Source organism: Rhodanobacter sp. FW106-PBR-R2A-1-15 (assembly GCF_058789735.1).
Window position 1 is genome coordinate 19,085 of the sequence record NZ_JBYTEM010000039.1, and the last position, 22,693, is coordinate 41,777.

Annotated in this window: 19 protein-coding genes, 1 tRNA gene and 2 pseudogenes; 3 read left to right on the plus strand and 19 right to left on the minus strand. The window is 65.0% G+C overall.

Annotated features, from left to right (window positions below; translation table 11 throughout):
- Positions 1–4: 4 nt before the first annotated feature.
- The 6 genes from AC3WTD_RS16625 to AC3WTD_RS16650 all read right to left on the minus strand — a co-directional run bounded on the left by AC3WTD_RS16625 (position 5) and on the right by AC3WTD_RS16650 (position 8,688).
- A complete protein-coding gene (locus AC3WTD_RS16625; protein ID WP_492614454.1) occupies positions 5–3,796 on the minus strand; it encodes a pilus assembly protein in 3,792 nt (1,263 codons plus the stop codon).
- Positions 3,797–3,872: 76 nt separating this feature from the next.
- Entirely contained in the window at positions 3,873–4,475 is a 603-nt protein-coding gene (locus AC3WTD_RS16630) for a pilus assembly PilX family protein (protein ID WP_235642604.1), read from the minus strand.
- Position 4,476: 1 nt separating this feature from the next.
- The gene (locus AC3WTD_RS16635) at positions 4,477–5,529 is read right to left on the minus strand and encodes a prepilin-type N-terminal cleavage/methylation domain-containing protein (protein WP_235642603.1); all 1,053 of its coding nucleotides are present in this window, start codon (positions 5,527–5,529) and stop codon (positions 4,477–4,479) included.
- A complete protein-coding gene (gene pilV, locus AC3WTD_RS16640) occupies positions 5,526–6,008 on the minus strand; it encodes a type IV pilus modification protein PilV (RefSeq protein WP_492614455.1) in 483 nt (160 codons plus the stop codon). The genes AC3WTD_RS16635 and pilV overlap by 4 nt, the downstream gene beginning before the upstream one ends.
- A complete protein-coding gene (locus tag AC3WTD_RS16645; protein WP_492614456.1) occupies positions 6,005–6,628 on the minus strand; it encodes a GspH/FimT family pseudopilin in 624 nt (207 codons plus the stop codon). Before AC3WTD_RS16645 ends, pilV begins: the two co-directional genes overlap by 4 nt.
- Before the next feature lie 179 nt (positions 6,629–6,807).
- Positions 6,808–8,688, minus strand: a complete 1,881-nt coding sequence (locus tag AC3WTD_RS16650; RefSeq protein WP_492614457.1) for a tetratricopeptide repeat-containing diguanylate cyclase — start codon at positions 8,686–8,688, stop codon at positions 6,808–6,810.
- Between the two features lie 249 nt (positions 8,689–8,937).
- On the opposite strand from AC3WTD_RS16650, the gene AC3WTD_RS16655 reads away from it, so the two are divergent.
- A tRNA-Thr gene (locus AC3WTD_RS16655) sits at positions 8,938–9,013 on the plus strand.
- 20 nt (positions 9,014–9,033) lie between these two features.
- Here the strand turns inward: AC3WTD_RS16655 and AC3WTD_RS16660 are convergent.
- The 8 genes and pseudogenes from AC3WTD_RS16660 to fdxA all read right to left on the minus strand — a co-directional run.
- Positions 9,034–9,213, minus strand: a pseudogene (locus AC3WTD_RS16660) (hypothetical protein); the annotation flags it as partial.
- A 500-nt stretch (positions 9,214–9,713) separates the two neighbouring features.
- Positions 9,714–9,884 (minus strand): annotated as a pseudogene (locus AC3WTD_RS16665) (helix-turn-helix domain-containing protein); the annotation flags it as partial.
- A 177-nt stretch (positions 9,885–10,061) separates the two neighbouring features.
- Positions 10,062–11,648: a hypothetical protein gene (locus AC3WTD_RS16670; protein WP_492614458.1), complete on the minus strand. Its 1,587-nt coding sequence runs from the start codon at positions 11,646–11,648 to the stop codon at positions 10,062–10,064.
- Positions 11,648–12,415 (minus strand): hypothetical protein, encoded by a 768-nt coding sequence (locus tag AC3WTD_RS16675; protein ID WP_492614459.1) that lies wholly within the window; start codon positions 12,413–12,415, stop codon positions 11,648–11,650. The genes AC3WTD_RS16670 and AC3WTD_RS16675 overlap by 1 nt, the downstream gene beginning before the upstream one ends.
- A gap of 129 nt (positions 12,416–12,544) precedes the next feature.
- The gene (locus AC3WTD_RS16680; RefSeq protein WP_185754651.1) at positions 12,545–13,819 is read right to left on the minus strand and encodes a lipase family protein; all 1,275 of its coding nucleotides are present in this window, start codon (positions 13,817–13,819) and stop codon (positions 12,545–12,547) included.
- Between the two features lie 65 nt (positions 13,820–13,884).
- On the minus strand, positions 13,885–16,335 hold the full coding sequence (locus AC3WTD_RS16685) for a hypothetical protein (RefSeq protein ID WP_492614460.1): 2,451 nt from the start codon (positions 16,333–16,335) through the stop codon (positions 13,885–13,887).
- Positions 16,336–17,116: 781 nt separating this feature from the next.
- Positions 17,117–18,079 carry a 4-hydroxy-3-methylbut-2-enyl diphosphate reductase gene (ispH, locus tag AC3WTD_RS16690; RefSeq protein WP_492614461.1) on the minus strand — a complete coding sequence of 321 codons (963 nt, stop codon included), beginning with the start codon at positions 18,077–18,079 and terminating at the stop codon, positions 17,117–17,119.
- Positions 18,080–18,177: 98 nt separating this feature from the next.
- Positions 18,178–18,504, minus strand: coding sequence for a ferredoxin FdxA (fdxA, locus tag AC3WTD_RS16695; protein ID WP_027492297.1), 327 nt, complete (start codon positions 18,502–18,504; stop codon positions 18,178–18,180).
- A 143-nt stretch (positions 18,505–18,647) separates the two neighbouring features.
- On the opposite strand from fdxA, the gene azu reads away from it, so the two are divergent.
- Both azu and AC3WTD_RS16705 read left to right on the plus strand, forming a co-directional pair.
- Complete coding sequence (gene azu, locus AC3WTD_RS16700) at positions 18,648–19,094, plus strand: azurin (protein ID WP_027492298.1); 447 nt, start codon at positions 18,648–18,650, stop codon at positions 19,092–19,094.
- A 101-nt stretch (positions 19,095–19,195) separates the two neighbouring features.
- On the plus strand, positions 19,196–19,606 hold the full coding sequence (locus AC3WTD_RS16705; RefSeq protein WP_027492299.1) for a group III truncated hemoglobin: 411 nt from the start codon (positions 19,196–19,198) through the stop codon (positions 19,604–19,606).
- A gap of 8 nt (positions 19,607–19,614) precedes the next feature.
- Here the strand turns inward: AC3WTD_RS16705 and tpx are convergent, their stop codons facing one another.
- The 5 genes from tpx to AC3WTD_RS16730 all read right to left on the minus strand — a co-directional run.
- The gene (gene tpx / locus AC3WTD_RS16710; RefSeq protein ID WP_027492300.1) at positions 19,615–20,115 is read right to left on the minus strand and encodes a thiol peroxidase; all 501 of its coding nucleotides are present in this window, start codon (positions 20,113–20,115) and stop codon (positions 19,615–19,617) included.
- A 26-nt stretch (positions 20,116–20,141) separates the two neighbouring features.
- A complete protein-coding gene (locus AC3WTD_RS16715; protein ID WP_027492301.1) occupies positions 20,142–20,579 on the minus strand; it encodes a CopD family copper resistance protein in 438 nt (145 codons plus the stop codon).
- Positions 20,580–20,666: 87 nt separating this feature from the next.
- On the minus strand, positions 20,667–21,239 hold the full coding sequence (locus tag AC3WTD_RS16720; RefSeq protein WP_027492302.1) for an SCO family protein: 573 nt from the start codon (positions 21,237–21,239) through the stop codon (positions 20,667–20,669).
- A 10-nt stretch (positions 21,240–21,249) separates the two neighbouring features.
- Positions 21,250–22,014 (minus strand): formylglycine-generating enzyme family protein, encoded by a 765-nt coding sequence (locus tag AC3WTD_RS16725; protein ID WP_027492303.1) that lies wholly within the window; start codon positions 22,012–22,014, stop codon positions 21,250–21,252.
- A gap of 1 nt (position 22,015) precedes the next feature.
- Positions 22,016–22,693 (minus strand): c-type cytochrome (locus AC3WTD_RS16730; RefSeq protein ID WP_492614462.1); only part of this gene is annotated, 678 nt, incomplete at its 5' end.

Here is a 22,693-nt window from a genome sequence, read left to right on the forward strand (position 1 = left end):
CCTTTTACTGGGCGATCAGTTCGCGCCAGGAAACGCGTTGCAGGGTGCCGGAGGTGCCGGAGGTCTTGATGCTGGTGGCGCTGCCGTTGTCGAAACTCACCAGCATGCTGCCGCCCATGAAGATCGGATTGTTGGGCAGCGAACTGAAACCCATGCCGCCGGCCGCCACTGGCTTTCCGCCTACCATGATCCAGTCCGCCGGCTGGTTGATCTGGCCGTCGCCGTTGAGGTCGAAGAAGCTCGACTTCGGATTGGTGCCGGTGAACGGGTCGACCGCCATGATCCAGCCGCGACCGGACGGGTTGCAGAGGTCGGCGGCCTGCGGAATGCGCGTGGTCGCCAGCAGTTGGTTGCCCTGGAACTGGTTCGGGGTGACGATCCGCTCCCCTTGCTGTGTCTGGTTGGGGGTATAGGTCACCGTGCCGTCGGGCGCGGTGGTGCTGGTCGGCGACAGCAGGTCGATGTACCAGCCCGACTTGCCGGCCATGTCGGGCGAGCTTGGCGTGGCCGTGACCGCCCGCGCCGGTGCGATCGCCGCGGTAGCCACCGTGCCATCGGCGTTCAGCACCTCCGGTGTCCCGGGCGTCTCCGCAATGATGGAACGCTGCACGAGGCTGCTGCGGGTCTTGGTGCCATCGACCGCCAGCCCGCTGGTGGCGGAACTGACGATCAAGCCGTACCAGCTCTGTGTTTTGGTCGAGGCAAGGTCACCGCTGGCCAGGTATTGCCCAGTGCCGAAAAACACCCACAGGTCCTGGGTGAGCGGATTCTTGCCGATCAGCATGCCGCCGGTGATCGGCTGCACGTTGCCGCTGCTGGCTGCATCCATGGCGGTGTACAGCTTGGTGCCGGTAATGGTGGGCGTGGCGGCATAGGTGGTGACGCCCCCCCTCGTGGTGGCCTTGTTGAGGTCGAACGACCACACCCGCCCCTGCGCATCGCCGGCATAGGCCACCGTGCTGATGCCCACGGAGAGATCGCCCATCCACACCGCCGGCGCCGCCAGGCCGTTCGCGGTCGTGGCATCGGTGGCATGCACACTGAGGGTACCGTCCTTGACGGCGAACTGCAGCAGGGCTGCCGTGCCGTTCTTGCTGTTGTAGCCGTTGCCGATCAGTACCGACCAGTTGGCGTCGCCGGTCGTATTGCTGGCGACAGCGTCGGTCTGCGCGATCACCGGCTTGCCGGTCATCTGGCCGATGGAATCGGCATTGGCCTTGCCGTCACCGGCGGAGCGCTCCCACAGCAGCGTGATGTTGGTGGGGTCGGTCACGTCCAGCGCGTAGATCGCCTTGGCTGCACCACGACCGGTCGTGCCCACCGCCACGGTGTGCCAGGCCGAGCCGAAATACACGTCCGCTATTGTCAACTCGCCATCGTTGAAGAATTGATGCGGCACCGATGTCGAACCGTAGTCGGGCTTGGACAGGTTGGACAAGCCGCTGGTGATGACGGCGGCCGGCAGGTAGGCAAAGACCTCGGCTCCGGTATCGGCATTGAATGCGTGCAGCATGCCGTCATTGGCCGCCACGAAAATCAGCCCCTGGCGGGTGGTGGCGGAGTACGACCCGAAGGTGTCGCTGCCGGTGAACACCTGGCCGACGAACCGGTTCGCCTCGGGCTGCCCCGCGTAGACCGGCTGCGAGTTGACGATGTCGCCCAGCGGCGTTTCGCGCGTACGGTAGATGCCGTTCTTCGCGCTCAGCTCCTTCGAGCTGTCGCCGCGCAGGTAGTTGATCATGCTCTGCTGTGCGGTCGCGTCGACGCCCAGCGCCGTCTGCTCATCACTGGACAGGGTCGCCGGATCAGAGAACGCCACGACCGCCACCGGGGTCGCTGCCGGGTTGTAGGTATAGATCTTCCGTTTGCTGGGGTCGGCGGCGGACAATTGGCTGGCCGCCGTCCAGGTCGGCGTCAGCGCGAGCATGCCGTTGTTCGGGTCCACCGCGATGGCCTTGAGATCGCCCTTCCAGTTGCCGGTGTAGTAATTGGCCTGGTAGGCGAACGCGCCGGTCTTCAGCTGGGTGGAGTTGGCGGCGAGGCTGGCGCCGGTGCCCACGCGATCGGACGCGCGCCGCAGCGCCTTCTTCAGCGCCGCGCTGAACTCGTCCGGCGTCTTCGCCGAGGCGAAGCCGCCGTGGCCGTTGACGGCCGCATGGGCCAGGTCGGCGATATTCTCGATCTTGTCCGCCCCCGGCACCGGCCAACTGAACCCGCTGATCGCCTGGCTGCTGTCGCCATTGGCCCAGGCAAAGATCTGATCGACCGGAACCGTCACCCCACCGTTCGCATAGACCGGATCGAAACCCAGGCCCAGCGTGAACGTGACCATGTGCTGCCAGAACGCCGGGTCTTCCTTGCTGGTGGGTACCTCGTTGATCGACTTGGGGCGCAAGTCGTTGACCCAGTACTTCATGGCCACGTCGGCCAGCGTGTCGCTCTGATCGTCCGAATAAGGCAACGCCGGGTTATAGGTGAAAGGCTGGTTGTTGGGTCCGTTAATCGGACCTGCCTTGATGTTGTCCACGTTGCCGACGCTGGATGGCGGAGCGTCGTTCCAGAAGCCGTCCGTGGTCAGGATGGTGTACGACTGGCGACAGGCAAGCTCGGTCGTGTCAACTGCCGAGGTCTGCCAGGGTTGAGCCGTCTTGTAGTACTTGCCTACAGCGTCCAGTGCCTGACGAAGCGGGGTGCCTCCACTTGCCTGGGCAGCGCCGATCCAGCTCCACAGGGCATTCTTCTGGTCGCCCGACACCGCCCCGTCGCCGAACGGCACGACGTTCGCGATATAGTTGGTGCCCGAGTTGTATGCATCGGTGTAACTGTAGCGGGACGCTGGCAGGTTTTTGTAGTTGTTGTTTCCGCCACCGCCGCCATCAATCGAGCCGAAACCGATCCGATAGGTGGCGTCCACCGAAGAAAACGCATCCATCACGCCACTCTTGGCCATCAGGATGCGCGTGTGGTAGTAGGCGAACCAGTTGGCGATGTTCTGCCCCGCGGTCAGCGCCGTGCCATTTTGTGCCTTGAGCGTGTTGCCGGCGGCATCCTTGTTGGGCGCCGCGGTACCCAAGGTGTCGGACGCCATCACGCAGTTGGTCTGGGTGCCGCAATCCGTAGCGGCCACGTAAGATACGACGTATGGACCGGCGGCTGGCCCCGTCGAATACTGGAAATAAGCGTACTTGTAATACGTGATCGTGCATGTCCCGGTCGGGCTGCCCCAATAATCCGGACTCCAACTCTTTTTATAGGCACCCGCCTGGCTTGCATATGACGCATCACAAGCGGCTTGCGTGACGGACGATGTCGACAAGGTCTGGCTGGAGCCACTCGGTTGCATTGAATACCTGATGCTCGACGAACTGTAAGTCGTCAGATCCCTGGTTCCGTCGGACGGACTGAACCCGTTGATCCACGCACTGGTCAGGCTGGTCGCATCGGGATACCGCGTGCCGTCCGCCTTGAGCGGCGGGGTATAGACCACCATCGGGTTGTAATAGACGCCGTTGTTGCTGGCGTCGATCAGCGCGTCATTATTCGAGGTATTCTTCAGATAGCCCCAGTCTGGCATGAAATCCCACGCCATCGACCCCGAGTCGTCCAGCATCAACACGATGTTCGGCGGCAGCGGTTTCTGGATGATCAACGGCGACTGGTCCACCGTCGGGCCTGGTGTGGTGGCCGCCAGCGCCGGCGAAAAGGCAACGCCCAGCAGCCAGACGGAGAAACCGCTGGCCAGCAGCCGGGTGGCGAAGTGGCGGGGCTTGCCGTGCAGACGGGAGATGATGTTCATGTCGATTCCGCTCTTTGCGATGGTGCGGCACGGGAAAGTCCATGCGTCCGTTTGAAGTCGGCGCAGGGCCGAAGACTCAACCCTGCTTGATCATGGCCTGCAGTACGACGACCGCGCGCCCGCCCACCTGGGCGGGGTCGCCGCTGCGGGCCGTCACGCGGTAGTAGATGTTGGTGATGGCGCCGCCGTTGACGCCGTAGTTGTGCGAGTTGGCGCTCTGGTTGAAGCCGGTGTTGGCCGACGGGTCCTGGAAGTTGCCCATGTTCTCGACCACGTACTGCGGCTGGCCGGTGGCCAGGGTGCCGGCCGTGTATTGCGCGGTGGACAAGGTCTTGATGCTGCCTGCCGGCAGGTCGGGATCGCTGAACGGGTCGGCCAGGCATTTCACGCTGGCCGACTGGCAGTTCCGCGCGACATCGCCCGGGCTGGTGGGGATGCTGGCCGCCGCCGCGCGCATGGCTGCCTCGGCGCCCTGGAACGCCACCTGCCGGTCGTACATGTTGGCGGACATCTTCTGCTGCATGATGGTGCCGCGCACTGCGGCCAGCCCCACCAGGGTGATCACCACCAGCAGGATCAGCGCCACCACCAGGGCCACGCCGCGCTGTGCTCCGCGTCGCGGCGAAGGATGACGGCGGGCGGGATGGAAAGAGCGGGAAGTCGGGACGAGGCGGCTCATGTCATGGCACCCGGTTGCGCACGGTGGTGGTGGCCGAGAACTGGCGTGTGATGGGTTTGGTGTCGGTGCCGGCGCGCTTGTCCACGCTTTCCACCGTGAGCTGGACCCGCACGGAGTCGACGGCGCCCCAATTGGCCGCCACCGTCTTGGCATCGACGAAGCTGGCCACGCCTGCCTGGTGGTAGCTGATGACCATGCCGGTGACGTCGCGCACCATCTCCTGCGCCGTCGGCGTGGGTGCGCCAGCCGTGGTGACCACGTTCACGCGGTACAGGGATTTGCCGCCCAGCGGGTTGTAGCCGATGTACCAGTCCACCGCGCCGAGCTTGAAGATCTGCGAATTCGGCCCGAACGCGTAGCCGTTTCCGTTGGGGCTGGCGCAATTGGTGGGAAAGGCCAGCCCCTTGGAGCAATTGCCGGGAACCGTGCTGCCACCGGCGTTGTGGACCAGCGTGACGTTGCTGCTGTTGTAGCTGGTGACCTGGGCGATGGCCGCATGGTCGGGATCGCAGACGATGACCACGTCGCCCGTCACGATATCCGAGGTCTTGTCGTTGAGCTTGAAATTGGCAGCCGTCGAGCTGGGCGTGGCCGCCACGCTCAGCCCCGAGTCGGCGGCGCCGATCAGTTGCAGCGAGTCGGTGCCGCCCACCTGGTTGGTCGCGGCCGTGCCCACGGTCAACGCCGGGTCCGCCGTAGCCGTACCGACGCCATAGCCATGCACGGCATTGCCCCAGTCGGCCCACCACGCGGTGCTCTGGTTGTTGAGTACGTTGGCCACGCGCCCGTTGTTGTTGCAGCCGGTGAGGCCGGCCTCGCGGATGTCGCGCGCCATCAGTTCGAACGCGAGGCGCGAGCCATCCTGCACGTCGCCCAGTGCCTGGTTGGTGCGGTAGGTGCGCTGGTTGGCCAGGAACACGCTGACCACCCCGCCCACCACGATCAGCCCCAGCACCATCGCCACCATCAGCTCGATCAGGGTGAAGCCTGCCGCGGGTTTCGCCGGCGCCACGCCACGGCAGGCCGCCCGGGTGGGGGAATGACGCTTGCTCATAGCATGGCCTTGGTGGTGACGGTCTGGTTGCTGCTGCCGCCCTTCCCCGCGCGGCTGTCGTCGAAGGCGATGGTGACGGTGCATACCCCGGCGCCGGTGCAGTCGATCGTGCCCTTGGTCGCGGCCGCCGCGCCCAGATTCCGGCCCAGCTGGTTGCACCACTGCGCAAGCTGGGTATCCGCCAGCGTGGTCACCGTCGAACTGCAGGCGTCGGCGGTGACGGTCTTGTTGTAGTTGCCGTTCTTGGCGCTGACGATGTCCGCGCGCATGGCATCGAGGATCGAGTAGCTGGCGACCGTGGCCATGCTGCGCGCCATGGCGCTGTTGTTGGTGGAAAGCGATACCGCCTGCAATGCGGCGATGCCGAGGAAGGCGATGGACAGCACCAGTACGGCGATCAGCACCTCGATCAGGCTGACGCCGGACTGCGCCGGGCGCGCCGCCACGCACGGCATGGCTGGAACAGGGCGACGGATCATGGGCAGGCTCCCGAACTGGTATCGACCACGAGAATCGAGCCGGTGGTCATGCTGATGGTGCGATGGTTGTCCTTGCTCATCTGGCCGGTGCAGATGTCGGCCACCGTGCCGGTGTAGGGGACGGTGGTGCCGGCTTTCTGCCCCAGCCCCTGCCCGCCGAAACGGATCGCCGTCACATCGCCCTTCAGCTGCATGGCCCCGGTGATGCCGACCGTGCCGGCCAGCACCTGGCTGGCGGCGCCATTGGCCATGGCATAGACCGCGCCGCTCTGGGTGCTGCAGGCGACGCCCAGGGCGTCGGCGCCGTTGGCGCTGGCCGAGTTGCTGCACAGCTGGGTGTTCGCGTTGCGCTTGACCGCTTCCATCCGCGCCACGTGGATCGCATTGACGATGTCGTTGGCGGCGGTGGTGAGCTTGTTGGAAAGCGTGATGTTCTTGAAGCTCGGCACCGCGATCACGATCAGCACCACGGCCACAGCCATGGTGATCAGCAGCTCGACCAGGGTGAAGCCGCGCTCGCGCCTCCGCACCGGCGTGCGCCACCAGGGGCGGTCGCCGGCATCTGCCGACGTGCGCGCCCGGATCAACGAGACGTCTCGCTGACGCGACCAGACCTGCATGGAACTCTCCCCCTGATGTCCCTGCCGGCACTGTACCCATCCGCCCGGCGCCGGCCAGCCCTCAGCCGACCGGCGGTAGGAATTGGCCGACGAGCGGCGGCTGAGGGCATCAGAAAAGTGATTGCGGTCAAGAGGCGGCAGCCGCCCGCATGCGTCGGCGCCGTGGTGGGTCCGGATCGCTACGGTGCCGCCTCGACCCGGTTCCTGCCGTTGTCCTTGGCGTGGTACAGCGCGGCATCGGCACGACGCACCAGCGAGGCCGCGCCGGTCTCGGTCGGCCTCAGCTGGGCTACGCCGAGGCTGATCGAGAGCTGCAGCTCCACGCTTTCGACCACCAGCCACGCCGCCGCCACGCAGACGCGCAGGCGCTCGGCCACCTGCAGACCGCCCTCCAGGTCGGTATCCGGCAGCACCACCAGGAATTCCTCGCCGCCCATCCGCCCGAGGCGGTCGTGCTGACGCAGCGCGCCCAGGCAGACACGCACGAGCTGTTCCAGTACCTGGTCGCCGGCCGTGTGGCCATGGCCGTCGTTGACGCTCTTGAAGTGGTCGATGTCGAGCATGATCACGGCCAGCTCCCGCTGGCTGCGGCGGGCCTCGTCGACGGCTTCGCCCAGCATGTACTCGATATGGCGTCGATTGGAGATGCCGGTGAGCGCATCGGTGAGCGCCAGCCGGTGCAGGTGGCGACTCCGGCGCAGCTGCCGCCACGCCAGCCACAGCATCAGCAGCAACAGCACGCCGGCCAGCAGGATGGCCAGCCACTGCCAGCCGCGCACGCGCTCCAGCGCGGCCAGCTGCTGCTCCTTGAGCGCCTTGTCGGCGGCCAGCTTGCGGTTCTCCAGTTCGCGCCGCTCGGTGTCGAACTGCCAGCTCATCAGCGTGGTCAGCTGGGTCTTGGCCATGCGCGCCAGCGCCGCATCGGTCTCCATTTTCAGCTTGAGATCGGCCAGCGCGGCGGCCGGCTTGCCCAGTGCCTCCTGGTTCCTGGAGCGCTCCTCGTACAGCTCGGCCAGGTAGCGCATGTTGCGGTTTTGTCTGACGCTCGCCTCGGCCAGGTCGAACTCGCGTGCGGCCAGTTCGTGCTGGCCCAGGCCCGCATGCGCCTCGGCCGACTGCAGCGCCAGCATGCCGGTGTTGGACTGGTCCGATACCGCCTGGAATTCCTTCGTGGCGGCCTCCACCTGCTGCAGCGCCTCGGCATGACGCTGACGGGCGTTGTTGCTTTCGGCCAGCGCCAGCAGGGCGGAACCCACGCTTTGCCGCGAACCGGTTTCGTGCGCCAAGGCCAGCGCCCGCTGCAGCGGGGCGATGGCCCCCGCGGGGTCGCCCCGCTCGGTGGCCAGGAAACCCAGCTGCATGTAGATCACCATCTGTTCATGCTCGTCGTCCTTGCGTTGTGCCGACTGCATCGACTGGCGCAGGTAATCGCCGGCCTTGTCGTACTCGCCCAGCCGGCGGTAGATGGTGGCGATGCTGATGAGGTTGGACTGCGCCGGCGTCGTGTTGCCCACGGTTTCGTACAGGCGCTGCGCTTCCAGGAAATCGAACAGCGCCTTGGCCTGCTCGCCCAGCAGCGACTGGGCGCCGCCGCGCCAGGTCAGCGCGTCGGCGATCAGGCGCGGGTTTTCCAGGCGCCGGGCGAGCCGGATGCCGGCTTCGTAATCCGGCAGCGCGTCGCGCTCCGTGGTCAGCTTGCTCTGGTAGAGGCCACGACAAATCCGGAAGTTGGCCTCCGCATCCAGGTCGCCCACCTTCTGCGCCTGCTCGGTGCCGCGACTCGCATAGGCGTGGCCGCCCTTGACGTCGTTGTCGAAGGCCAGGAAGCAGTACACGTAGTCGTAGCGGCGCTGCCGGTAGGCATCGCCGGGCGGCAGCAGCGCGCCCAGGCGGTCGAGCGCCTGCCTGGTCGCGGTCTGGTTGTTGAGCGGTATATCGCCGTTGTCCAGCTGCCGGACGAGCAGGTCGAACGCCGCCGCGTCGTGCGCCGGAGGCGGTGTCGCCGGTCCCGCAAATGCGCACGGCGTCGCCGCCAACAGCAACGCGAGCAAACCTGGCAAATCACGGAATAGTCCGGACAACACGCCCCCAAGAAAGTCGATTCAGACCCTCCCTAGTCCGCACGGCAAAGGCCGTCGTCCCGTTATCGGCCGCGCCCCGGAAAACCTGAGCGACGCGCCTGCGCAGCCGCCATCCTGCAGCCGCCGAATGCAAGGCCGGAGCCATCGTCTCACGGCCGCCTGACGCCGCAAATACCGGCGCCGTCGCTTGCGCCATCGCGACGCGGCCCGTAGAATTCGCGGTTCTCCGCCGGAGTAGCTCAGTTGGTAGAGCACGTCATTCGTAATGATGGGGTCGTAGGTTCGATTCCTATCTCCGGCACCAGTTGACTGGCCCGTCCTGATTCAGGTTGACACCTTTTGGGACGGCAAGGAGGCAGGTTGGCCCTGCCGGAAGAACGCCCGATGAACCTCATCGGGCGTTCTGCATTTCAGGGACAGGTGGGGCCGCTCGTGGCTGCAGATGGCCACGGACTCTTTGACCATCCGGCGAGCCTGTTGCAGGTCGCTGGGTCGATGCAGCAGGGACGAGACTTTGCGCGAGGACTTGCCCAAAGGTTTTTTACGACGCGCACTCCATAGTCCTGCTTGAGCACGTCCAGCATCGCCTCGAGCAGGCGGGCCTTCTCATTGGCTTGTTGCAGTTCGACCTGCAGCGCCTTGATCTGTTGTTCCGGCGTCAGAGGGTGTGAAGAAAACCACACCCTGTGGTTTTCTTCAGTCGCGAGTCCGGTACACGCCCGGACTCGTTCACATGAAACAGTCACTGGCGTGACTGTTTCATGTCCGGCCATCGGGCAACCGCTCCCTGCGTTGCCTCAACTCAGGCATCGGGCAACTGCTCCTGCGTTGCCTCAACTCGGGCATCGGGCAACTGCTCCTGCGTTGCCTCAACTCGGGCATCCATGCCCTCGCCATGCCCTCGCCGTGGCCTCGCCGTGGCCGGCCTGAGCGGTTGAAAAAATCACAACCTCGCAGTGGTTTGGGTTGGGTAGACATGGTGCCGATGATGCGCCATCGCGCCGGTCTTGCCGGCCGTACTTGCGCAGCCACACCAGCACGGTCGATCGGCCTTGGATCCCGTAGCGATCCTTAGCCTGTTTGCAGGTCAGCTCGCCTTTTTCCACCTGCTCGACCACCGTCAGTTTGAAGGCCAGCGTGTAGTCTCGTTGCGTGCGTCTGATCCTTGGATTCATGAGGTCGCCTTTTCTTCGGGAAAAGGTGTCAACTCATTTCAGGACGGGTCACAGCACGGGGCATTCTCAACAGCCTGCTAAAGAATGCTTTGCGCAACAAAGATACAGCCGAAGCGACGGAAAGCTTTTTTCGCGGGGTGCCGCAATGATGCTTCAGTTCAAGCGGGCAGCACCCCATCACTTGACGCCAAAGTCGAAACCACGAAGACCGTTGATACGAACGCTCTCAAATAGAGGCCAAGCGATGGGCTGTAGATGAATGGTCGAGCGAATAGCCCATGCCGTCATTGGCCCCGCCCTGCCGTCAGCTTTCGCTGCGGGGTAAATCACTTTGGTGAACAGGGGTTCCTTCGTAAGGGTGGTCGTGGGCAGGACACCGACCACACCAAGCACACCCATGCAAAAGGTAATCAGTGCACCCGTCAGTACCCAGGCATTGCGATAGACCCATCCCGTCAACATCATGCCCATCCATACCGCCAGCTTGAGGATGTGGACCAACGCCCCCGCCAAAGAGAACGCCAGCGAAATCGGTGGAACCACCACGGCCCGATAAGCGTCGCGACCCTCCTTCTCATAAACCCCATGGTCAGCGAAGTCTTCCACCGGGGCATTCAGGCGCTTCACGGTGTCGCCTACGCGGGTCTCGAGCATGGGCCCGTAGATCTCGGCATCGAAGGCGTCTGGTGAACCAAGGAGGTGCACGGTCATGCTCGCCGGCACGCCCAGTGCCTGTTTCCAGGCTTTCTGGATTTCAGGTCGGCTAACAAATTGCGCGAACGTCAGGTTGCGGGGTAACCGCACACCGTTACCGACGTTGAGAGTGCCACCCACGCTGCCCTCCACCTTCCGGTGGTAGGCCTCATAGAATCCTTCCCTGTCCGACGGCACCCAGTCATTGGCGACGGGCAGGCCCTGTTTGCGCACGGACTTCCGCACATCGCCCCAGTTGCGGCTGGAAACCGTGTCCGGCGTCCAACGGTAACGAGCGAGCCTGGCCTCGTACCTGGCCCATTGTGCATCCACATCGCGGTCGATGTTGTTGAGCGCCTGGGCACCCTTGTTCACGGCGCCGACGTAGGCGTTGTACCGCCCTTCTATATCCCGTCGACTCTGCACGTAGCCTTGCCACGCCTTGTCGAACATGCCGGTGTTATCCCGCATCTCCCGGCGAACGATGTCGGCCTTCTTGTCCTCGATGCGCTTCTCGACGCTCTTGATTGACGATGCCAGGAAGGGAAAAGTTGCCATGAACGTCTTGACGTCTGGTTTTACCGGCTGGGAGACGTCGAGCTTCAGGCCATCCAGCTTGATCTCGCCACTGATGAAGGCTTGCTGCAGCAGTTGCAGATTGATCGCTTCCTGCCTCGCTTCCGGGCTGGAGTGATCGACCAGTTGATCCACGATGGCGACCTTTTCCAGCACGAACACGGTGGTCATCGTGATGGCGGTGAGGATCGCCGTCGACGCAACGAGCCGGCGGGTGCTCCAATGTCGCTTCTCCGCCTTGTGGAACTGCGAGGGCCACAGGGCCAGGGCCAGCGCGAAGCCGGACAGGCAACGCCCCCAGCGCTCGATCGACTCGACGGCACCCGGCGACACGTTGCTGCCGACCACATCCAGCAGGCGGGCGTTGAAGCCGAACTCGATCGCCAGGTAGGCCAGCGTCACGCAAAGCATGACGCCGCCCCAGAGCTTGCGGCCTTCGTAGCGAACCAGATACCGAGTCAGAACATTGCCATTCGCAGGCGACGTCGCGCTCATTACTCGTAGTCGCCCAGGTTCACCGTGATCGGCTTTGCCGGCGTGCTCGCTTTTGTGCCCGTGGCGTGCGTGGCGTTGGTCACCGGAATGGTCTTCAGCATCACCGCGGTGGGTGGCGGTGCGGCGGCAGGCGCCTCCGATCTCCGGGCGGTAGCCGCCGAGCGGGTCCGGGCCGTGCTGCCGGCGGAGCGGCTGTAGGACGATGGCAGCGTATTGACGGGCCTGGGCGGCGGCGCCAACCCCGGGGGAATCGGCGCACCAGGGACTGAGCTGAGGAAGGCGTAATCGGGCGTACCTTCCCAAATGGACGGATTCATGTCGACGTTGTCGGCCTTGATGTACCAGTCGTGCAGACGCGGCTCGTACTGGATGGCAACGAAGTCATTGCCCCGCTGGAAGAACTTCAGGTCGCCGTGACAGTTCGTACGGGGCTTGAACGGGAGCACACTGCGTTGCGTGACGATGAGCACGGTGTAATCGTGCGCACAAGAGGCCGAGGTCTTCTCGAAAATGGCAAAGCTTGCGCCAGCTATGGATTTCACTTCATCAAGCTGGACCAGGCGGGTGCCGGACGGGAAGTTGATCAGCTGATAAGAGTCGAGGAACTTCAGCTGGAACAGCGGCTGTCCTCGCTGGTCTCGTGTTTCGCGCAGCACCATCGGCCCTTTCGGCGTGTCGACAGTGGCCAATGTGCGGGCACCCAAGGCCTGCACGTCAAGCGTCGGGTTGCCTGCCGGATCGAGGGCGCAACCCGCAAGCATACTCAACAGCCCACTGGCCAACACCCACCGGGCTGGCCTCATCAATGGCATCCACATATATTCATACCCCCTGTATCAATGAAACGATTGATGACACTTGCCGGTGGCGTGCAGTCACTGGGAAAGTGCGCCCTGTCACGACGGGCAAACCGGCCGCCCGGCTGCCCGCAGCGATTCGGCCAGCGCTCGCATGCGATGGGCCGACAGCAGGCTCCAAGCATACTGGCTGACCACCTCTAACTGGGCGCGCTTGGTGCTCTGCGCCGCCGCCTTGACACCACACAGGATCGGATGCGCTTGGCAATCCATCGCTGGTTGCTGCACGCCTTGCGATACCGAGGCAACCAGTCGGTCGAGACTGGCTTGCAGATTGGCGTCAAAGGCCCGGTACGCAGCCGTGCTGAAACTGGCGCAGACGGGCAAGACATACTGATGCCCCATGACCTTCATCGAAGGTATGCCTTCGTCGTCGCCAAGCGCATGGGTCATGTGTGATACCGGATCAAGGACGGCCGGCCGGCCTTCCGACGGTGGCACATAGGCCGAGTAATAGCGCACGCGCGCCTCGACACCGGCTCGATCGGCACCGATATCCGCCAGCTGGCGTGCATTGAGTGGCGCCGGGTTGAAACCGACTACCCGCCCAACATGCTGGTGAATGCCGGCGTAGGTCGCATAGGCACCGCCAAGGGAATGACCTGCAACCACCATGTGTTCCGGCGCGGTGCCGGCCCGGATGATGGCGGCCACGACCTGGTCGGCTACATCGAAATTTGCCGGACGGCCTGCCCGCGCCTCGTCGCGCTGGCCGGCCAGCAAGGCCAGTTTTCCCGACAGTAGCGGAAAACTCGTCTGAAGGTCCGCCAACACCTCGGGCGACAGGCCGATGCCAAGATCCGTGGCGACGTCACTCGTGTTGTCCGTGCCGCGGAAGACAACGGCCCGCAAACCCTGCGTTAGATCATAGGCTTCGAAATAGACCCCACGCGCCCGCGCCATTGCTTCGATTTCGGGCAGAGGTACCCGCCGGACACCATCAGTCGACAGTCGCTGCTTGGTGGCCATCTGATCCTTCAACTGATCCAGACGCCGTTGCTGCGCGTCGATCGCACTGGCAACTGCCGCCTGGTCGCCCGGCGGTGCAAGGGCGCCTGCCCTGAGCTGCTCCAGCGAGCGAGTCGCTTCCTGGACGTGGGTTTCATCGGCGTATACGGCGTAAGCGAGGAAGGCCAGCTCTGTATCGCGCTGCCGCACGGAGGCATCGTCCGGCAAGCGAGGCGAGATCATTTCCAGAGACACCTGCCCGGCCTGGCTGGCGGGAGCCGCGAAGGACTCCGTCACCCACAAGGGAAGCAACAAAGCAGACGCCAACAGGATCCAGCCAAATCGGTACGGGATGGTGTTATGCATCGGTTCCTTCCGAACGTCGCCGAGCCTCATGGGACTCATGGTGAGCGAAGACATGGTTCCCGCGATCAGTGGCTATCCAGCCCTTCTTGCGCCAGCGCCTGTCGGGCGCGTGCATCGCCGTGGCTTGCCGCCTTGTTCCACCACTGCCGTGCATGTGCCTTGTCAGGACCTGGCAGGCCTTCGCCCCGCCAGTCCATCAACCCCAGGTTGTACATGTCATCAGCACGCCCCGTGTTGGCCGCCTCTGTAAACCAATGGCGGGCCTGCGTGGAATCTTTTGGGATCTGGCCACCCATGATATACATCAGCCCCAGTGTGTGCATCGCCTCACCGTTGCCCTTGGCGGCTGCGCGTTTGAGCATCGCCACGCCCTTTGCCACGTTGGCCGGCGACTGGTTCGCCATCGTCGTGAGCTGCCCCGCCAAGAGCAGTGCCTCGGTATCTTCCGGCAATGCGTCCACCGCCCTCAGTGCCCAGTCCCTCGCCGCCAGGCGATCGGACGTGGAGGATGGCTCCTGCTCGTTCCTGGACTTCTCCCATAGGGCCTGTGCCAGGCAGGAATAGGCCTGTGCATTGCCCTGCTCTGCCAGCCTCTGGAGCGCTGGCCGCGCCTTGGCAAATGTCTTGCTCTGGCAATCGGCCATTGCCTGCCGCAGCGTCGCATCCCCGCCCAGGCGAGCCAAGGGTGCGGAGGACGCAGGCGAGCTCCTGTCGGCGGTGTACTGACGGGCAGCACCGACCATCGACAACGCCAGCACCAACAGCGAAGGCAACAGGTGAAGCCACAACCCCTTGCGGTGGTGCTTGGCCTTGCGAACATATTGCAGGGCCTTATCGGACCGGGCCTGATCGCCAAGGGTGCTTTCGAAAACACGACTCGACTGGAAATGCAGCAAGCCCAGAGACATCGGCAAGGCGCAGACGGCTGGAAGCATTGCCCAGTACGGATGGTTCAGCTGCCAGGTTGCCAAGGCAACGAGACTGCAAACCAGCGGCATCTGCCACCAGGTATGCATGGCGACGTCGTCGTAGATGCGTTTCAACGCCGACAGCAACGCATCCTTCAGCTTCTCCGCGTAATCGGCGGAAACCAGCGTATGCAGTTCGACCAGTGAGCGACCGTCGAGCGTGGCTTCGACCAGCGCCGTGTTGAGTTCGGATTCCACCACATCGCGCAACGGTCCGGTAAGCCGCTCCTTGCGCGCCTTCGCGTGGCCGCTGGTGTCGGCCGAGACTAGTGCTGACCGCAGCGCTTCGAGATCGCCGTTCAGGAGATCCCTGATGATGTGGTTCAGATCCAGCCACTGACGATTCACGCCATAGGCGACCACGTGATAGTTCTGTTCCCCGTGGGTGACATCAAGATGAAGGACATCCAGTTCGCCCCGATACCCGGCGAGCACTGCACCGGACATTCCATCCTTTGTGCGATGAAGCTCGGCAAGGGCAAGCCCCCGCGATTCGCTGGCGATGGCGTGGACGTCCGCTCGGCGCCCGATCTCGTTCGCCCGCTGGTCGATGGGGGAAAGCCAGTTTTGGCCGTATTTTACCTTGTGGTGGACCTCCACCCAAGCGGCCGTGCCCACTCGCCCGGAACCTTCGCATGGTTCGCAGACCAGGTCGCCCATGCCCGTGCAGGTCCGGCACGTGATGGTTCCGGTCGTCGAGCACCTGACGCAGCCGATCCGGCCCTGGCCAACGCAGTAACTGCAGTTGACCCGGCCATAGCTGCAGTTGCAGGCGACCTGTTTTTCCACCCAGCGGGACTTGGTTTGGGAGTCGTAGCGATCTCCCAGCCACACCTGCTCCGTGTAGTACTCCATCGAGCCGACGGTGACGGTCGAGGTTCCGGAACAGCGCGTGCACATGACCTTGCCGGTGCTCGAGCACCACGTGCAGCTCGTTCGGCCGGCGCCGCCGCAGTTGTAGCAGATTTCCGTGCAACTTCCCGAGCACGTGTAGCAGGTGACGCGTCCCTTGCCGTAGCAGGGACGGCATCGATGCAGTTCAACGTGGATCGCTTCCGCAGGGAGCCAGAGTCCGTCGCGCAGTTCGTCGTAGACGGTCGCCGGGTTCTGGAGCTTCGTGTAGAGCAGGTCCAGGCCCAAGTTCAGGCGGTGGCCAGTATCGGACGCCGCGTCGGTAATCGCGCTACGCGAAGGTTGGGCTCCCTTGCCGGTCGGCTGGCTGCGCCCGGTGATCCCCACCGACTCGAGTCGGGCTTCCAATGCGTGCGTGGCATCGATGGTCAATCCCTGCGCTACGCAGGTTTCGTTCACGCCATTGACATCCGTATCGTCGAAGCGGGTGCGGTCGCGAACCAAGCGCCGCAGCTTGGCGAGCGCCGAGCCATCATCATGCTCCGTGGATCCACTCGAACCGGTATCCTCCGTCACCAATGCTGTGGGCGCCGCCATCGGATCGACTGCCGGGGGCGCGTCACCATCACGCTCCGTGCCTGGTGCTTCGTCGATCGTTGCTTCAGTGTTGGAGACAGGCTCGACAGGGATATTCACAGGGTGAGATTCCTTGGCATCGATGCCGACTGTGTGCTGAGCCTACGGGTTGCCAGAGGACCCACGGAACATCGGGGAGTACCACGGGCTTCCATTCACCCCTGAAAACAACGCCCGATTATATCCGCCCGATTATATCGGTGGATATCGGCACACCGCGAGCAAACTTGAATGACCTAGCCAACACCAGCCTCGCACGGAAAGCGGGATCAGCCTTCGAGAGAGGTTGCAAACCGTGGATAAACCGGGCGAGGCCTATACATCAGGCGAAATTAAGGATGAGTGGCGTCGACGCACCGGCAAGATCCGTTCGACCGCGTAATACCCGTGGATATGTGCCCGGTACCGAATGGCGCTTACTTAAGCCCCGTTCGTCCCCGGATCAAGTCCGGGGCAGGCTCTGAGCGTAGGCCGAAGGCCGAAGTCGAAGGACACGCCGGCAATGGGGGCGGCCCTCACCTGGCGGTGCTTCGACTCCGCCCGCCGCGCGGGCTACGCTCAGCGAGAACGGGGCTTAAGTAAGTGCCATTCTGCCCGGTACCCTGTCGGACGCCTCGCCTGTGACTGCCTGATTTGCCGAAGCCAGTCGTAGTCGCCCTCAGGTTGCAGGCCAGGACTGACACGCGTGCCGCGTGACGTTGCGACCCAGTGCCGCGGCCTGGGTGCCTTCGACTCGGCCGCATCCGGTAGCTCTTCCCCTCACGTGACGAAGAGCATTGCGCACGACCGAAGGAAGTTCCTCGTGAACAGGGCTGCGCCCCTGCGGGCTCGACGCGGGAAGTCAGAGGCTGGCCGAGCCGTTACCGCCGACCAGGCGCAGTTCCTTGGGCAGGGCGAAGGTGATGTTCTCCGCTTCACCGTCGAGTTCGCGCACCTCGCCGGCGCCCCACGACTGCAGGCGGGCGATCACATCGCGCACCAGTTTTTCCGGGGCCGAGGCGCCGGCGGTAAGGCCGATGCGGGTTACGCCGTCGAGCCAGCTGCGTTCGATGTGCTCGGCGCCGTCGATCAGGAACGAGCGCACGCCCTGCTTCTCGGCCAGCTCGCGCAGGCGGTTGGAGTTGGAGCTGTTGACCGAACCGACCACCAGCATCAGGTCGACCGCGTCGGCCAGCCGGCGCACCGCATCCTGGCGGTTCTGCGTGGCGTAGCAGATGTCGTCCTTGCGCGGCCCCTCGATGTCGGAGAACCTCGCGCGCAGCGCGGCGATGATCGCCTTGGTGTCGTCCACCGACAGCGTGGTCTGGGTGACGTAGGACAGCGCATGCGGGAACTTCGGCGCGAGCGTGGCCACGTCCTCCACCGATTCCACCAGCAGGATCTCGCCGGCATGGGCACGGCTCCACTGACCCATGGTGCCCTCGACCTCGGGGTGCCCGGCGTGGCCGACCAGCACCACGCTGCGCCCGGTACGCCCCAGCCGCGCCACTTCCATGTGCACCTTGGTGACCAGCGGACAGGTGGCGTCGAACACCTTGAGGTGCCGCTGCTCGGCCTCCTCGCGCACCGCCTGCGACACGCCGTGCGCGCTGAAGATCACGGTGGCGCCGTCGGGGACCTCATGCAATTCCTCGACGAACACCGCGCCGTCGGCGCGCAGCTTGTCGACCACGTAGCGGTTGTGCACCACCTCGTGGCGCACGTAGATCGGCGCGCCGTAGGATTCCAGCGCGCGCTCGACGATGGCGATGGCGCGATCGACGCCGGCACAGAAACCGCGGGGGTTGGCGAGCAGGATGTCCAAGACGACCTCGATACGGAATCCCGTAGGAGCCCGCTGGCGGGCGATGCTTTTGCGAATCCCGAATCCCGGACTTCAGAGCATCGCCCGCGAGCGGGCTCCTACGTGCGCTGCAACAGCGGCAGCTTGTTCGGCACGCCGTCCCACTTGTCGGCGTCTTCCATCGACGGGATCTTGCTGGTCAGCACCGGCCACTCCTTCGACAGCTCGGCGTTGATCGAGAGGAAGACTTCCTGACCAGCCGGCACGTCGAGCTCGGGGAAGATCGCGCCGACCGGACACTCTTCCACGCACAGCGTGCAGTCGATACACTCATCGGGGTCGATCACCAGGAAGTTCGGACCTTCGTGGAAACAATCCACCGGGCACACCTCGACGCAGTCGGTGTGCTTGCAGTTGATGCAGTTTTCGGTGACGACGTGCGTCATCATGCCTCCTTCCGGCATGCGCCGGCGGTTGCCAAAGTGTCGAACGACGGCAGGTGCTGCGGCAATGACCCAGATCAGTGACCGCCGCGCGCCGCCATCGCAGAATCCACCCGCATCTCACCACTTCCCCAAGGAGCGACACCATGCGCAAACTGATTGCCCTTGCCCTGCTCGGCCTGCTCTCCACCCCGCTGATGGCCGCCGAGTGCGCGACCACCGTCGAGGCCAGCGACGCCATGCAGTTCAACACCAAGACCATCACCGTGCCGAAGACCTGCAAGACCTTCAAGGTGACCCTGAAGCACACCGGCAAGCTGCCGATCGCCGCGATGGGCCACAACTGGGTGCTGTCGCACAGCGCCGACGAAACCGGCGTGATCGCCGACGGCATGAAGGCCGGCGCCGCCAACAGCTACGAGAAGCCGGGTGACGCGCGCATCGTCGCGCATACCAAGCTGATCGGCGGCGGCGAGTCCGACACCGCCACGATCAACGTGGCCAAACTCAAGGCCGGCGAGCAGTACGCCTTCTTCTGCACCTTCCCCGGCCACGCCGCGCTGATGAAGGGCAGCTTGAGCCTGGGCCAGTAAGCTTCACGGACCAGCAACGCATCCGGCCGTCATGGCCGGGTGCGTTTTTTGTTGGTGCCGGCTTCACAACTTGTTCCGCGCACGGATCCATCATGTTCCGCATGAACCCGCAGTCGCCACTGGACGAACCAGCGCTCGCCCGACTGGTCGACCGTTTCTACGAGAAAGTCAGGCGCGACGCGCAGATCGGCCCGATCTTCAATGCCGCGGTGCACGACTGGGACGAACACAAGCACCTGCTGACCTCATTCTGGGCTTCGGTAGCGCTGCGCGCGGGCAGCTACCGCGGCAACCCGATGGGTGCGCACCGACCGCATCCGATCCGCGCCGAACATTTCGACCGCTGGCTGGCTCTGTGGCGCGAAACCACCGCCGAGGAGCTGGACGAGGCCGGCGCCGTGCAGATGCAGGAATACGCCGAGCGTATCGGCCGCAGCCTGAAGTACGGGCTGGGCCTGCAGGCGCAGGCGCAACCGTTTGGCGTGCCGATCGTCGGCATCGGGCGACCGTAGGAGCGCTGTCAGCCCAGCGCCTTCAGCGCCGCGTCGTAGTTCGGTTCGTGACCGATCTCGCTGACCAGTTCGGCGTGCAGCACCTTGTCGCGGCCGTCCAGCACCAGCACCGCGCGTGCGGCCAGCCCGGCCAGCGGGCCACTGGCGATCGCCACGCCATAGTCGTTGAGGAACTGGCGGCCGCGCATCAGCGACAGGTTGGTCACCCGCTCCAGCCCCTCGGTGCCGCAGAAGCGAGCCTGCGCGAACGGCAGGTCGGCCGAGATGCACAGCACCACGGTGTGGTCGAGCTTGGCAGCCAGTTCGTTGAAGCGGCGCACCGAGGCGGCGCATACGCTGGTGTCGACGCTGGGGAAGATGTTCAGCACCTTGCGCTTGCCGGCGTAGCCGGACAGCACCACGTCGGACAGGTCGGCGCCAACCAGGCTGAATGCCGGCGCGGTCGAACCCACCGCGGGAAACTGGCCGTCGACGCTGACCGGCTGACCCTTGAACGTGACCTGGGACATCATGCACCTCGTGTGTGGATGGATGGCTACAAGTAGAACATGGTCTTGGCCAGGAAGACGATGCCCACCATCAGGCCCAGCACGATGCGATGGGTGTGCCGGAACCGGCACGCGTCCATCTTGCCGCTGCGCATCGCCCACATCGCGTTGACGAACACACCGAGCACGCCGAACGCCAGCAGCGTCTTCAGCAGCAACCAGTTGCCGAAACGGCTGCCCACGCAGGCCACGCCGTCGCAGCGGATGTCGAACAGCACGAGGCCGCTGGCGAACAGCAGCACCACGAACACCGGCATGAACCGGCGCACCCTTGCCATGATTGCCTGCTCGATGCGATGCAGGGTGGCCGCGTCGAAATGCCGGTGCAGCGACTCGACCACCAGCACCTCGAACGTCACCGCACCGACGAACACGATGGCGCACGCCAGGTGCACCAGCACGATCCACGGATACCACGCCGCCATGCGGATTCTCCCGAAGCTCTCGTGCAAGTCTGCGCGCGGCTGGCAGCGGTCGCGCTGACCTGGATCAGGCTGCGGGAGACGACCGCCTCAGTCGTGCGGCTGCGCAACCACCTTGCGGATCGCTTCCACGAACTCGGGATCGAGCTTGCCGATCCGCGCAGTACGCGCGGCGATGCGACCGTCGGCGTCGAGCAGGATCAGTTCACTGGAGTGGTTGAATTCGCCGTCGGGCAGTTGCCGGTACTGCAGACCGAGCACGCCGGAGAGCTGGCGCACCTGCGCCGACTTGGCCCGCGCCAGCGTCCAGATGCGCGGATCCAGCTTGCGCTTCCCCGCATAGCTCTTCAGCGTGGCCACGTCGTCCCGCGCCGGGTCGAAGCTCACCGCCAGCAGGTCGATGCGCGCGCGGGTGGCCGGATCCAGCGCGTTGCGGGTCAGCCGCAGGCTGTCGATGATCATCGGACAAACCATCTGGCACGAGGTGTAGAACATCGTCACCAGCTGCGGCCGGCCGCGCCGCTCGGCCAGCGTCTGCTGGCGGCCGTCCTGGTCGGTCAGCTGCACCTTCAGGTTGTAGACGGAGTCGCCGGGCAGCGGCGTGGCCGCCCGGGCGCTGCCGAGCAGCAGGAGCATCGCGAACAGGGGCAACAGGCGTTTCATGACGCGTTCCTCATTCGGGCTTCGCACAGCGGAAGCCCATGTTGTTGGTGGTGTCGGCGGCCTTCAGCGCGGAGAGCATGGCGATGCGCATCAGCACCGCGTAGTTCTCCTTCTCCTGCAGGCTGACCGCGCCGGCGCCACAGAACTTCAGCACGTCGGGATCGTTCTGGTCACGGCTGTCGCTGGCTACCAGCAGCGCATTGAAGTCGTCCACCCACTCCCACACCGGCTTGGTGATGTCGCGCACGCCGTAGACGTTCGGCGCGCCGCCGACGTCCGACAGCGGCGCGCTGGACGGGCGCGAGTACCAGGACAACAGTTTCTCGCGCCAGGCCGGGTCGCTGCGCGCGTCGCGGCGGGTAGCGTCGGCCGCCGCCGCGTACTCCCACTCGTACCAGCTGGGCAGGCGCGCGCCTTCGCTCTCGCAGTACGCCCGGGCGGCGAACCAGCTGACCCTGGTCACCGGCTGTCTGGGCAACGCCTCGCTGCCCAGCGTGTCGGCACCGGCCCAGTGGCTGAGGTAGCGCCGGTCGGCGAGGATGCTGGCGACGCGGTCGCGCCGCCATTCGGGATAGGCCTTCACGAAGGCCAGGAATTCGGCATTGGTGACCGGCTCGGTGCGCAGGCGGAACGGTGCGATCTGCGCCGGCGCCGCCTTGCCGTCGGCCGGCAGCACGCTGGCGAAGCGCCCTCCCGGCAGGGCGGCGTAGTCCGCCGCCACTGCCGGCAGTACCAGTATCAGGCCGAGCAGGGCCAGTGCCAGACGGTTGCGCATCTCAGTGCTCCGCGGTCGCCGCCGGGGTTACCGCGGCGCGTGCCTTGGCGACTTCTTCCTTGCTGATCTGCCCGCCCGGGTTGCCCCAGCTGTTCAGCACGTAGGTCAGGATGTTCGCCACCTCGTCGTCGGTCAGCTGCGCCATCGGCGGCATCACCGAGTCGTACTCGTGACCGTTCACCGTGACCTTGCCGGTCAGACCATGCGTCACGATGGTCATCGCCCGCTTCGGGTCGACCGCCAGGTAGTCCGACTTGGCCAGCGGCGGGAACACGTTCGCCAGGCCTTCGCCGTTCGCCTGGTGGCACACCGAGCAGGTGCCTGTGAACAGCTGCTTGCCCGCCGCGATCTGCTCCGCCTTGGTCAGCGTGCCGGCCGCATGCGCCTTCGCTGCCGTGGTCACCGCCTGCAGGTTCGGCTCCGAGCGATCGCCCAGGTAGACCGAGTCGACTTCCTTGCCCGAGTAGATCGTCTTGTCTTCCGGGCCGTCCACCTTGAGGATGCCCAGCGCGCCCTTGTTGAATGCGCGGAAGATCGAGTGGTCGACCAGCACGTAGCTGCCCGGCACGTCGGTGTGGAACTCCACCATCGCCGCGCCGCCGGCCGGGATCAGCGTGGTCTGCACGTTGTGCTGCGCCACCGTGCCGCCTTCGGGCTGCACCTTGTCGAAGATCTCGCC